This window comes from Microbacterium oleivorans (assembly GCF_023715745.1).
GTDB classification, from domain to species: domain Bacteria; phylum Actinomycetota; class Actinomycetes; order Actinomycetales; family Microbacteriaceae; genus Microbacterium; species Microbacterium oleivorans_D.
Window position 1 is genome coordinate 875280 of sequence record NZ_JAMBOV010000001.1, and the last position, 12679, is coordinate 887958.

General features: G+C 72.0%; 7 protein-coding genes. 3 read left to right on the forward strand and 4 right to left on the reverse strand.

Annotated features, from left to right (window positions below; genetic code table 11):
* Positions 1–30: 30 nt before the first annotated feature.
* Both M3190_RS04115 and M3190_RS04120 read right to left on the reverse strand, forming a co-directional pair.
* Positions 31–2334 (reverse strand): YhgE/Pip domain-containing protein, encoded by a 2304-nt coding sequence (locus M3190_RS04115; protein ID WP_251578581.1) that lies wholly within the window; start codon positions 2332–2334, stop codon positions 31–33.
* Positions 2331–5192, reverse strand: coding sequence for an MMPL family transporter (locus tag M3190_RS04120; protein ID WP_251578583.1), 2862 nt, complete (start codon positions 5190–5192; stop codon positions 2331–2333). Before M3190_RS04120 ends, M3190_RS04115 begins: the two co-directional genes overlap by 4 nt.
* A gap of 106 nt (positions 5193–5298) precedes the next feature.
* On the opposite strand from M3190_RS04120, the gene M3190_RS04125 reads away from it, so the two are divergent.
* A complete protein-coding gene (locus M3190_RS04125) occupies positions 5299–5895 on the forward strand; it encodes a TetR/AcrR family transcriptional regulator (RefSeq protein WP_251578585.1) in 597 nt (198 codons plus the stop codon).
* A 3-nt stretch (positions 5896–5898) separates the two neighbouring features.
* On the opposite strand, the gene M3190_RS04130 is transcribed toward M3190_RS04125, so the two are convergent.
* Positions 5899–6885: an o-succinylbenzoate synthase gene (locus tag M3190_RS04130; RefSeq protein WP_251578587.1), complete on the reverse strand. Its 987-nt coding sequence runs from the start codon at positions 6883–6885 to the stop codon at positions 5899–5901.
* A gap of 85 nt (positions 6886–6970) precedes the next feature.
* Between M3190_RS04130 and metH the strand changes: the two genes are divergently transcribed.
* Positions 6971–10597, forward strand: coding sequence for a methionine synthase (gene metH / locus M3190_RS04135; protein WP_251578589.1), 3627 nt, complete (start codon positions 6971–6973; stop codon positions 10595–10597).
* Positions 10598–10604: 7 nt separating this feature from the next.
* Here the strand turns inward: metH and M3190_RS04140 are convergent, their stop codons facing one another.
* A complete protein-coding gene (locus M3190_RS04140) occupies positions 10605–11417 on the reverse strand; it encodes a DUF1206 domain-containing protein (RefSeq protein ID WP_251578591.1) in 813 nt (270 codons plus the stop codon).
* A 76-nt stretch (positions 11418–11493) separates the two neighbouring features.
* On the opposite strand from M3190_RS04140, the gene M3190_RS04145 reads away from it, so the two are divergent.
* Entirely contained in the window at positions 11494–12495 is a 1002-nt protein-coding gene (locus M3190_RS04145; protein ID WP_251578593.1) for a LacI family DNA-binding transcriptional regulator, read from the forward strand.
* Positions 12496–12679: the final 184 nt, after the last annotated feature.

Sequence of the window (12679 nt, forward strand, 5' to 3'; positions counted from 1 at the left end):
CCGGCATCCGCGGCGCGGGTCGTAGGCGGATCAGGCGGGCTGCGAGAGCACCGCGCGGGCGGAGGTGGAGCGGTGTCGCGCGACGGCCAGGATGCTCGCCGCGACGGCCAGGACCGTCCAGATGACGAGGGCGATGGCAGCGGGGGCGCCGCCCCCGGCATCCGTCAGCGAGGCCAGCATCGCGGTGTAAGCCGGGGCCGTCGGCAGGAGCCCCGCGATGTCGAGAAGCGTGCCCGGAACGGTCGAGACGATTCCCGTCGCGACCGCCAGGACTCCCACGAGCACCGAGATCCAGCGCCCGATGCCGCCGAACAGGGCGACGAGCGCGTGGTTCACCGCCGCGAAGGCGATGCCGGCGAGCACGCACATCGCCGCGAAGAGCGCCCATGCGCCCACGTCGTAGCCGGCGGCGAGCTGGACGACGACCGCGACGAGCACACCCTGCAGCGCGCCGACCGCGGCGCCCGGCGCCAGTGCGCGCAGCGCGAGGCCCGCGGACGAGCGCCGGGACGAGAGCGCCGTGCGCGGGATCGCCTGCAGCACCACGAACGACGCGAGGCCGCCGAACCAGAGTGCGAGGGTCGCCAGGAGCGGCACAGCGGACGCCCCGAAGAGCGACGTCCCGGTGCCGTCGGCGACGACGGGTTCGGCGACGACGGCCGCGAGGTCCTTCGCCTGCGAGTCGGTGTAGGTCGGCACCCCGTCGACCGCCTTCCCGAGGCCGCTCGCGAGGTCGCCGGTCCCGTCGGCGAGCTGGCCGACACCCGTCGACAGGTCGCCGGCGCCGGTCGCCAGTGCGCCGACGCCGTCCGCCAGCTGGTCGGTGCCGTCGGCGGCCGTACCGGCGCCCGTGGCGAGGGCCTGGGCTCCCGTCGAGAGCTGCCCGGCACCCGACGCGAGCTGGTCCGCACCATCGGCGAGCTGATCGGCACCGCCCGCGAGCCGGCGTACCCCCGTCGCGGCTTGTCCGGCACCGTCCGCAAGACCTGCGGCGCCCGTGGACAGCTGACCCGCCCCGCCGGCGAGCTGATCGGCGCCGTCGGCGAGCTGGTCCATCCCGGTCGCGAGCTGCTGCGCAGCCGCGGCGGAGGTCTGCAGTCCCTGCGTCAGGGTGGGGCCGAAGTTCGCGAGCGTGTCGATGTCCTCCGCGAGCTGCTCCGCGTCGCCGACGGTGTCCTGCAGGCCGGGGAGGGCGGCGGCGGCTTGCGCCGCGGCATCCGTCAATGAATCGCACAGCTCCGCGCCCGCGACCTCGGGGTCGCAGGCCGCCGCGGCCGCGGAGATCGCCTGCACAGCCGCGGTCACCGCCTCGCGGTTCTGCGCGCCGTCGGAGGTGAGCGCCTTGATCCCGTCGACGAGGTCGCTCGGGATGGCGGGGATCGCGGCGGTCTGCTGCGCGGCCTGCGTCAGGCCGTCGGCGAGCTGCTGCGTGCCGTCGGCGATCGGGCGAGCGCCCGCCGCCCACTCGTCGAGTCCCTGGGAGGTCTGGGCGGCGCCCTCGGCGAGCTGGTCTGCGCCGTCCGCGAGCTGGTCGATGCCGTCCGCGGCCGTGCCGGCCCCGTCGGCGAGGCCCCGCGCGCCGTCGGCGATGCCGCTCGCGCCGGTGGCGAGCGATCCCGCTCCGGACGCGACGCCCGAGGCGCCGGACTGCAGCTGCCGCACACCGTCGGCGAGTGAGTACCCGCCGTCGGCGGCGGTCGACGCGCCGTCGGCCAGCTGCGCGGCGCCGTCGGCTGCGCTGGTCGCGCCGTCCGCGAGCTGGGTCGCCCCGTCGGCGGCCTCACCCAGCTGTTCGTTCAGGGTCGTGAACCCGAGGAAGACGTTCTCGAGGTAGGTCGTCGTGAGCTGCTCACCGAGGACGGATGCCGCGGTGGAGGTCACCTGGTTGGTGATGGCGTCGTCGACGATGCGCGCGTCGGGGGAGGGGGTCAGCTCGATGGTCGCGCGTTCCGGGGTGCCACCGGGGGCGGTCGAGGTGGCCGCAGCCGAGAAGTTCTTCGGGATGGTGACGATCGCGTCGTAGGTGCCGTCCTCGAGGCCCTGCGTGGCGTCCTCCGTGTTGGAGATGGTCCACGTCAGGTTGCTGTCGAGGTCGTCCGAGCCCTCGACCAGCCCGGCCGTGAGGAGGCGGCCGAGCGGCGTCGTCTGACCGTTGACCTCCACCGGCTCGTCGTTGTTCACGATCGCGGTGTTCATCGCGTCGAGCCGTTCGGTCGGGTTGTAGAGCGCCGCCACGAGGATGCCGCCGATCACCGCCGGCAGCAGGAGCACGCCGAGGAGCGTGAGCCAGGAGACGGGTCGTCGGGTCTGTGCGCGTTCGATGGGGAGAGTCATGAGGGGATCACCTGGGTGTCGGCGTCGGTCGTGCGGGGAGCAGGGACGGTGAGTCGCAGCGTCTCGGGTCTCGGCCGATACGCGTCCGCGAGCAGGCCGCGAGCCGCGTCGAGATCGCGCGCGGACGCGACGACCGTCAGCTCGCCCGCCTTCGCGGCGACCGCGTTCGCGGCGTCGCGCAGGAGGGCTGCCGCCTGGTCGCGGGACGCTCCGGTCAGGGTGTCGAGCCCCGCGATCACGATGAAGCGTGTGCGGCCGGCGAGGGCGCGCCGCAACTCGGTCAGGGGGGCGTCGGCACCCGCGAGCTCGGCGATCGACACGTGGGCGCGGACCCAGGCGGCGCGACCGGGCAGCAGGTGACCCGACACCCGCAGGAGTCCGTCGGTGGGCTCGATCCGACCGGCGACGGTCAGCAGGAACGCACGCGAGACGTGCGGATCGTCGGCCGTCACGAGGAGCGTGCCGCCCTCGGCGAGACGGACGCTCGCACCCGAGAAGAGCACCACGTCGCCGTCGGCGGTCTCGGCGCGGACCTCGAGGTCGTCGGCCGCCAGCGCGCCGCGGTAATCGGGTTCCGGCCAGTCGGCGTGGCTGCGTTCGTGCTCGACGGCCTCGCCCTCGATGTCGACCTTCGGGAGCAGGCGTTCGAGCCACCGCGGCATCCACCACGCCTTGTCGCCCAGCAGGGCCATCACCGCCGGGGTGAGCGTCATGCGGACGAGGAACGCGTCGACGGCGATGCCCACGGCGAGGCCGAGAGCGATGGGTTTGATGGAGCTGTCGCCTTCGGGGACGAACGCGGCGAAGACGGCGAACATGATGACCGCCGCAGCGACGACGACACGGGCCGAGGCGGTGAAGCCGCTCCGGACCGCGGCGACGGCGGTCTCGCGGTCCGACCGCCCGGCGCGGGCGCGCACGGCGTGGACGAAGTCCTCGCGCATACGCGAGACGAGGAAGACCTCGTAGTCCATGGCCAGGCCGAAGAGCACGCCCATGAGGATGATCGGCATGAAGCTGATGACGGGGCCCGTGCGCGTGACGTGGAGGAGGTCGGCGAGCCAGCCCCACTCGAACACGGCGGCGACCGCGCCGAAGGCGGCGAGGATCGACAACAGGTAGCCGAGGGTCGCCTTGAGTGGCACCCAGATGGACCGGAAGACGATCATCAGGAGGACGAAGGAGAGACCGACGACGAAGATCCCGAAGGGGAGCAGGGCCGCGCCCAGCCGGTCGGAGACGTCGATGCCGACGGCGGTGTAGCCGGTCACCTTCAGGTCGACGCCGTACTCGTCCTCCCACTCGTCGTGATGAGACCGCAGCTCGCGCACGAGGTCCGCGGTCGCGGGGTCGTCGGGAGCCGTCGTCGGAACGATCTGGATGAGGCCGGTGTCGGCGGTCTCGTTCGGCGTCGCGAGCGCGACCCGCTCGACGCCGGGGATCGCCTCGACCTCTTCCTTGAGGTCCGCCATGAGGCCGAGCGGATCGGTGGAGGTGACGATCGTCCCGGTCATGACGAGGGGGCCGTTCGACCCCGCGCCGAAGTACTCGGCGTTCAGGTCGTAAGCCTGGCGCGCCTGGCTCGAGGGGGGCTGGACGCCCGCGTTCGGCAGGGCGAGGTGCAGGCTCGCGGACGGGATCGCCATGACCCCGAGGCCGACGATGACGGCGACGGTGGCGATGACCGGATGCCGCGTGACGAGCATGACCCAGCGGTTCGGCCGCAGGGCCGTCGGCGCGGCGGGCGCGGCATCCGCGGTGCTCTCGCTCTCGTCGTCGGCGGCATCCGCCGTGCGACGGCGGGTCGGGACGCCGCGCTGCAGCATCCGTCCGCCCCAGCCGACCACGCGACCCTTCGCGAACCCGAGGAGGGCGGGTGTCAGGCTGACCGCGACCGCGACGGCCACGGCGACCGCGACCGCGGCGGCGATGCCCATCGTGGACAGGAACGGGATGTTCGCGATGCTGAGGCCCACGAGCGCGATCATGACTGTGACGCCGGCGAAGAGAACGGCGGAGCCCGCGGTGCCCACGGCGCGGGCGGCGGACTCCTCGGGATCCATGCCCGCACGCACCTGATCCTGGTGTCTCGACACGATGAACAGCGCGTAGTCGATGCCGACGGCGAGGCCGAGCATCACCGCCAGCATCGGCGTCGTGGACGAGATCGACGCGACGGCGGTCGAGAGGAAGATGAGGGCGATCGCGAGGGCCACGCCGATCAGCGCGCTGACGAGCGGGAACCAGGCGACGGCAAACGAGCGGAACGTCACGATGAGGACGAACAGCGCGACGAGCACGCCGATCACCTCGACGATCGACAGGGCGGGGATCGACGCCGCGAACAGGTCGCCGCCGAGCGCCGACTGCGCCCCGGCGGGCAGCTGGTCGTGGAAGTCGGCTGCGGCCTTCTCGACCGCTGCGATCGTCGCGTCGGACACCTCCGTCGACTGACCGTCGAACTGCATCTGGATGAGGGCCGCGCGTTCGTCGTCGGAGACCAGACCCTCGACCATCTCGTCGAACGGCGAGGTGGCCGAGGTGACGCCGTCGACGTCTCCGAGTGCCTTCACGACGTCATCGATCTCGCCCCGGAGCGGCTGATCCTCGACGGTCTCGCCCTCAGGCGCGACGACGATGAGCTGCGCGCTCGCCCCGCTGGCCTGCGGGAAGGTGCGATTCAGCAGCTCGATGCCCTGCTGCGCCTCGGTGCCGGGGATCCCGAACGAGTTGTCCGTGCTCTTGGCGAAGAGGGCGACGCCGCCGCCGACGATGCCGAGCAGGACGATCCAGGCGATGAGCACGCGCCACGAGTGGCGGTAGGCCCATCGGCCGAGTGTGAAGAGGATGGTGGACACGGGCGCTCCTGGTCAGAGTCGGACGGGTTCGATACAGCGCTGTATCCGATACACATGTGTATCGTAGACCCGCACGAGGGTGCCGAGTCTGAGGGGTGGGTGTGAGATGGCGCGCAGTCGCGAGAACACGCGGGCACGCCTGCTCGAGGCCGCGCACGAGGTCTTCGCCGAGGTCGGCCTCGACGCCGCCTCCGTCGAGGCGATCTGCGAGCGCGCCGGATTCACGCGCGGCGCGTTCTACTCGAACTTCGAGTCCAAGGACGAGCTCTTCCTCGCCCTCATCCGTCAGCTGTCGGAGGACAAGCTCGACGAGGTGTCCGTGCGGGTGAAAGGGCTCTCGGGAACCGACAGTCCGGTCGATCTCGTCCGGCAGGTCGCCGACATGTCGCTCGCGGAGCGGATGGAGCCGCAGCTTCTCAGTGAGGTCCGCACGCAGGCGCTCCGCGACCCGCGGCTGGCGGAGGCGTTCCTGGCGTGGCGGGCGCAGATGCTGGGGCGTATCGAGACGATCGTCCGCGACGTGAGCGACCTCCACTCCCTGCCGCTGCGGATGCCGGTGGCCGACGCGGCCGCGCTGCTGCTGGACGTGTCGGAGCAGTGCAGCGTGCAGGCGGCTCTGGAGCGGCTCTCGGAGCGGCAGGCGAACCGCGCGATGCAGTCCCGTCTGGAGCAGCTCGTGCCGCTCCTCGTCGGCGAGCCCTGAGCGTCAGCTCGCTGAGAGGAGCGCGTGACAGCGCTCGAGGCGCGCGAGCCACCAGTCCCGCCGTTCCGGCGCCGCGGCGTGGGTTTCGAGCAGCGCCGTGTCGGGGGCGATTCGCCCCACCGGGAGCTCGCCGGAGCGTGGTCGAAGCGACTCCGCCGTGACATCGGCGGCGAGCAGCGACGCCGTCCCCAGCCCGCAGTCGAACGCGAGGTCGGGCAGAGCCGCGGCGAGGGCGGTGCCCATCGCGAGGCCGACGGAGGTGTCGAGCGCGCTCGAGACGACGGCGGGCAGTCCCGCCTCGGCCACGACCGCGAGTGCGCGCCGCACGCCGCCGAGCGGCTGCACCTTGACGACGAGCAGGTCGGCCGCGCCGGCGCGGGCGACGGCGACGGGGTCCTCGGCCTTCCGGACGCTCTCGTCGGCGGCGATGGGGATGTCCATGTAGCGGATGCGGGTGCGCAGCTCTGCGAGCTCGGGCACCGTGGCGCACGGCTGTTCGACGTACTCGAGGTCGAACTCCGCCAGGGCGTGGACGGCGTGCTCGGCCTCGTCGACGTTCCAGGCGCCGTTCGCGTCGACGCGGATGCGGCCCTGCGGACCCATCGCCGCGCGGACCGCCCGTACGCGGGCGACGTCGTCGGCGAGGGTCTGCCCGGGTTCGGCGACCTTGACCTTCGCGGTGCGGCATCCGTCGAAGCGGGCGAGGACGTCGGGGACGGATGCCGCGGCCACCGCCGGCACCGTCGCGTTCACCGGTATCGCCTCGCGCGCGGGGGCGGGCGTGCCCTCCCACCCGTACTCGATCGCGGCGGCGAGCCAGGCAGCAGCCTCGGCGTCGGCGTACTCGGTGAAGGGTGAGAACTCCGCCCACCCCTCGGGGCCCTCGAGCAGCATGGCCTCGCGGACGAGGATGCCGCGGAACCGGGTGTGCAGCGGAAGGGAGACCACCCGCGCGCTCGCGCGCAGGTCGGTCAGTGAGGGCAGGTGCATGCCCCCATCCTGGCCCGCCACGGCGCGTGACGTCCGCGGTCGGCGGGCGGGTCCGCGACGACGCCCCGGAAGTAGACTCGCGCGGGTGAGCAGCACCCTCGCCCTCCGCTTCCCCCTCGACGTCGAATCCGTCCCCCGCACGGCGCGAGCGCAGGCGCTCCTGGACGCGCTCGCTGAACGGGTCGTGATCGCCGACGGCGCGATGGGCACCATGCTGCAGCGCCACGACCCGACGCTCGAGGACTACCAGCAGCTCGAGGGGTGCAACGAGATCCTCAACGTCTCGCGGCCCGACATGATCGCCGCCATCCACGACGAGTACCTCGCCACCGGGATCGACGCGATCGAGACGAACACGTTCGGGGCGAACTGGTCGAACCTCTCGGACTACGGCATCGACGACCGCATCCACGAACTCGCCGCCGCCGGCGCCCGCATCGCCCGTGAGCGCGTCGACGCGGCTGAAGCCGCGGACGGCCGCATCCGCTGGGTGCTCGGTTCCCTGGGGCCAGGCACGAAGCTCCCGAGCCTCGGGCACACCACCTACGAGCACCTCAAGGAGACCTTCGCCCTGCAGGCCGAGGGCCTCATCGACGGCGGCGCGGACGCCCTCCTCATCGAGACCTCCCAGGACCTGCTGCAGACCAAGGCCGCCGTCAACGGATGCAAGCAGGCGATCGTGCACCGCGGCATCCGTCTGCCGATCTTCGTCGAGGTGACCGTCGAGACGACGGGGACGATGCTCATGGGGTCCGAGATCGGTGCGGCGCTGACCGCCCTCGAACCGCTCGGCGTCGACGCGATCGGCTTGAACTGCGCAACCGGCCCCACCGAGATGAGCGAGCACCTGCGCCACCTCTCGAAGCACGCGACGGTGCCGGTCGTCTGCATGCCGAACGCGGGGCTGCCGGTGCTCACGGCCGCCGGTGCGCACTACCCGCTGACGCCCGACGAGCTCGCGACCGCGCACGAGCAGTTCGTGCGCGAGTTCGGACTGGGCCTGGTCGGCGGATGCTGCGGCACGACCCCGGAGCACATGTCGGCCGTCGTCGAGCGGCTCCGCCCGGTCGCCGCACCGGCTCCGCGCTCGCCGATGATCGAGCCGGGGGTCGCCTCGCTCTACCAGCACGTGCCGTTCGACCAGGACACGGCGTACCTCGCCATCGGGGAGCGCACCAACGCGAACGGGTCGAAGGCGTTCCGCGAGGCGATGCTCGACGGGCGCTGGGACGACTGCGTCGAGATCGCGCGGAACCAGATCCGCGTCGGCGCGCACCTGCTCGACGTGTGCGTCGACTACGTCGGTCGCGACGGGGTCGCCGACGTGCGCGAGATCGTGTCGCGGTTCGCCTCGGCATCCACTCTCCCGCTCGTCATCGACTCCACCGAACCCGCCGTCCTGCAGGCGGGCCTCGAGCTCATCGGCGGGCGCCCCGTCGTGAACTCGGTCAACTACGAGGACGGCGACGGCCCCGCGAGCCGATTCGGCCGCATCATGCCGTTGGTCAAGGAGCACGGCAGCGCCGTCATCGCGCTCACGATCGACGAGCAGGGCCAGGCGCGCACCGCCGCCGACAAGCTGCGGATCGCCTCACGGCTGGTCGACGAACTCGTCGGGGTGTGGGGGATGCGGGTCTCGGACATCGTCGTCGACTGTCTCACCTTCCCGATCGCGACCGGGCAGGAGGAGACCCGTCGCGACGCGATCGAGACGATCGAGGCGATCCGCGCACTCGTCGCGAAATACCCGGGCATCAACACGACCCTGGGCGTCTCGAACGTCTCGTTCGGTCTGAACCCCGCGGCACGGTCGGTCCTGAACTCCGTCTTCCTGCACGAGGCGACGCAGGCCGGGCTCACCTCGGCGATCGTCGACGCGGCCAAGATCGTGCCGCTCGCCTCGATCCCCGAGGGGCAGCGGAAAGTCGCGCTCGACCTGGTGTGGGACCGGCGCGAGACGGATGCCGAGGGGAACGTCACCTACGATCCGCTCGCCGTCATGCTCGACATGTTCGCGGGCGTCGACACCGCAGCGCTCCGCGACCAGCGCGCTGCTGAGCTCGCCGCGCTGCCCGTGGGGGAGCGGTTGGAGCGTCGCATCATCGACGGCGAGCTGAAGGGCCTCGAGGCCGACCTCGACCTCGCGCGCGAGAACGGCGTCGCCCCGCTCGACATCATCAACGACCACCTGCTCGAAGGCATGAACGTCGTCGGCGAGCGGTTCGGTGCGGGCCAGATGCAGCTGCCGTTCGTGCTGCAGTCCGCCGAGGTCATGAAGACGGCGGTCGCGCTCCTCGAACCCCACATGGAGCGCACCGGCGCGTCGGGCAAGGGCACGATCGTCCTCGCGACCGTCCGCGGCGACGTCCACGACATCGGCAAGAACCTCGTCGACATCATCCTGACGAACAACGGCTACACCGTCGTGAACCTCGGCATCAAGCAGCCCATCGCCGACATCATCGCGGCCGCCGAAGAGCACGACGCCGATGTCATCGGCATGAGCGGCCTGCTCGTGAAGTCCACCGTCGTCATGAAGGAGAACCTCGAGGAGCTCGCCTCCCGCGGCCTCGCGGGCCGCTGGCCCGTGATCCTCGGCGGTGCGGCCCTCACCCGTGCGTACGTCGAAGACGATCTCGCGGGGATCTTCCCCGGCGAGGTCCGATACGCGAAGGACGCCTTCGAGGGCCTGGCGCTCATGGAGCCCCTCGTGAAGATCGCGCGCGGGGCGGACCCGGGATCGGTCGGTCTCCCTGCGCTGAAGAAGCGCATCCACTCCGCGGGGTCCAAGCTCACCCTGACCGAGCCCGAAGCGATGCCCGGGCGGTCGGACGTGGCATCCGACAACCCTGTTCCCGCGCCGCCCTTCTGGGGCACCCGGATCGTCCGCGGCGTCGCGCTCGCCGACTACGCCGCCTTCCTCGACGAGCGCGCGACGTTCATGGGGCAGTGGGGCCTCAAGCCCGGCCGCGGCGAGGACGGTCTCAGCTACGAGCAGCTCGTCGAGACCGAGGGGCGCCCGCGGCTGCGGTACTGGCTCGACCGCATCCTCGCAGAAGGCATGCTCGACGCGTCCGTCGCCTACGGCTACTTCCCGGTCGTGAGCGAGGGCGACGACGTCGTGGTGCTTCATCACGGGGCGGATGCCGCCGGGCGCCTCGGCGTGCCGGGGCTGCTCGCGCCCGACGGCGGTTCCGGGGGCGAGGTCGGCGCCGAGCGGCTGCGGTTCTCGTTCCCGCGGCAGCGACGCGACCGCCACCTGTGCCTCGCCGACTTCGTGCGGTCACGCGAGTCGGGGCAGGTGGACGTGCTTCCCGTGCAGCTCGTGACGGCCGGCGCGCGCATCGACCAGGTCACCGCGAAGCTGTTCGCCGAGAACCGGTACCGGGACTACTTCGAGCTCAACGGTCTCGTGATGCAGCTGACCGAGGCGCTCGCCGAGTTCTGGCACGCCCGCGTCCGCGCCGAGCTCGGTTTCGCGGGCGAGGACCCGACCGACACTGCGGGGCTGTTCAAGCTCGAGTACCGGGGCGCCCGGTTCTCGCTCGGCTACCCGGCGTGCCCCGACATGGAGGACCGCAGAAAAGTCGTGGAGCTGCTGCGGCCGGAGCGGATGGGGGTCGAGCTCAGCGACGAGCTGCAGCTGCACCCCGAGCAGTCGACGGATGCTTTCGTCTTCCACCACCCCGAAGCGAAGTACTTCTCGGTGTGAGGGCCGGTCAGAGCCGCGTGTAGCGCGCCCGGAAGAAGGCGTAGACGCCGTAGGCGATCCACCCCGCGCCGACGAGGACCAGGAGGATCTTGCCGGCGGGTAGATCGGCGATGGTCCGCAGGGCGCCGTCGAGGCCGCTGGATTTCTCGGGGTCGTTGGTGACGGCTGCGACGAGGAAGAGGACGCCCACACCCGCCATCGCCACGCCGCGCGCGATGTAGCCGACCGTGCCGAGGAGCCGCACGCCGCGGCCGGCGGTCCCACTCGGCATGCTGAGGTCGCGCTCGAACCGACGCGTGACGCCCTTGAACACGAGGTATCCCGCGATGGCGATCAGCACGATCCCGACGGCCACGACGAGGAAGACCCCACCCGGGGTCGAGAGGAGCCCGGCGGTGAGCGAGGTCGTCGACCCGGACGAGCTCGAGGACCCGCCCGCGGCGAACGTGCCCGCGGTGACGGCGATCGCCAGATAGACGACACCCTTCGCGCCGTTCTTGACGATGTGCACGACCCTGTCCTTGCCGGACTCCGCGCTGCGGTCGAGGACGGCGCTCAGCAGGTGCCACACTCCGAGCGCTGCGAGCCCGACCGTGACCGCCCACAGCAGGAAGACGCCGCCGGGTGCTGCCGCGAGCTGGGCGAGTGCGCCGGACTGGTCGGCCTCCTGCCCGCCGCCGCCACCGACGGCGATCGAGATCGCGATGACGCCGATGAGGATGTGGACGAGACCGCTCGCGGCGAACCCTGCCCGTGCGAGGACGTGGACCGCCCGGCTGTTCTTCGCATCGTGAGCGGCGCTCTTGGCTGTGGAGGTCATGGCGTCAGCCTAGGGACGGTGCCCGGTGGGGACGTGGGGGTTGCGCTCCGCTGTACAGTGACGCGCGGGAGGGCCGATGACACCGACGGTGCACGATGTGGCGCGGCTGGCCGGCGTCTCGATCAAGACGGTGTCGAACGTCATCAACGGCCACCCTCATGTGCGGGCGTCGACGCGGCAGAGGGTGCAGCAGGCGATCGCGGAGCTCGGGTACACCCCGAACCTGACGGCGCGGAACCTGCGCAACGGGCGGACCGGGGTGATTGCGCTCGCCGTGCCGGATCTGTCGTTCAGCTACTTCGCCGAGCTTGCCGGGATGGTCATCGCCCGCGCCGAGGAGCGCGGCGTCGTCGTGCTGGTCGAGCAGACCGGCGGGGAACGCGAGCGGGAACGCGAGTTGCTGCGGAGCCCGCGACTCGGGCTGACCGACGGGCTCATCCTCAGTCCGCTCGGCCTGCAGGCCTCGGATCTCGCCGACCGCCCGCGGGCCTATCCCGCGGTGCTGCTGGGCGAGCGGGTGTACGACGCCGCCATCGATCACGTGACCATGCGCAACGCCGAGGCGGCGCAGGCGGCGACGGCGCACCTGCTGGCCGCGGGCCGCCGGCGCATCGCCGTCCTCGGCGCGCACGATGACGACGGCGCCGCCGGGCTGCGTCTCCGGGGATATCGGGCCGCACTCGCCGACGCCGGCATCGCCCTCGATCCCGAGCTCATCGTCGAGACCCGGTTCTGGGACCGTGCGGGCGGCGCGGACGCGGTCCGGGGCCTCCTCGCTCGGGGAGCGGGATTCGACGCCGTGTTCGGGTTGAACGACACCCTCGCGCTCGGGGCGATCCGCGCGCTGCAGGAGGCCGGACGCCGCGTCCCCGACGAGGTGGCCGTCGTCGGCTTCGACGACCTCGACGAGGCGGAGTATGCGATCCCGTCCCTCACGACGATCGATCCGGGACGCCGGTGGATCGCGCAGACCGCGGTCGACACTCTCCTCGCCCGGGTGGCGGATGCCGCCGGCCCTGCGGGTGTGGTGTCGGCGCCGTTCGAGCTGCGCGTGCGGGAATCGGCGCCGGCGCACTGACCTGCGGCATCCGCTCGGCGGTCTGCCTGCGGCATCCGCTCGTGCCGTGTTCGCGGATGCGATGGACCCCGCGCGACACGCCGCGTTCGCGCCCGCCTCGACGGCGTGCCGTCGCGGATCCATTGCGTCCGCTGACGCTTGACGACCGGCATTCGCGCCGCCATCATGAATTACAACGTTTACC

What these genes read in the sequence shown, in the direction of transcription:
- M3190_RS04115 (WP_251578581.1), bottom strand. Translation starts at nt 2,334, where the DNA reads ATGACTCTCCCCATCGAACGCGCACAGACCCGACGACCCGTCTCCTGG.
- M3190_RS04125 (WP_251578585.1), top strand. Translation starts at nt 5,299, where the DNA reads ATGGCGCGCAGTCGCGAGAACACGCGGGCACGCCTGCTCGAGGCCGCG.
- M3190_RS04130 (WP_251578587.1), bottom strand. Translation starts at nt 6,885, where the DNA reads ATGCACCTGCCCTCACTGACCGACCTGCGCGCGAGCGCGCGGGTGGTC.
- M3190_RS04140 (WP_251578591.1), bottom strand. Translation starts at nt 11,417, where the DNA reads ATGACCTCCACAGCCAAGAGCGCCGCTCACGATGCGAAGAACAGCCGG.
- M3190_RS04145 (WP_251578593.1), top strand. Translation starts at nt 11,494, where the DNA reads ATGACACCGACGGTGCACGATGTGGCGCGGCTGGCCGGCGTCTCGATC.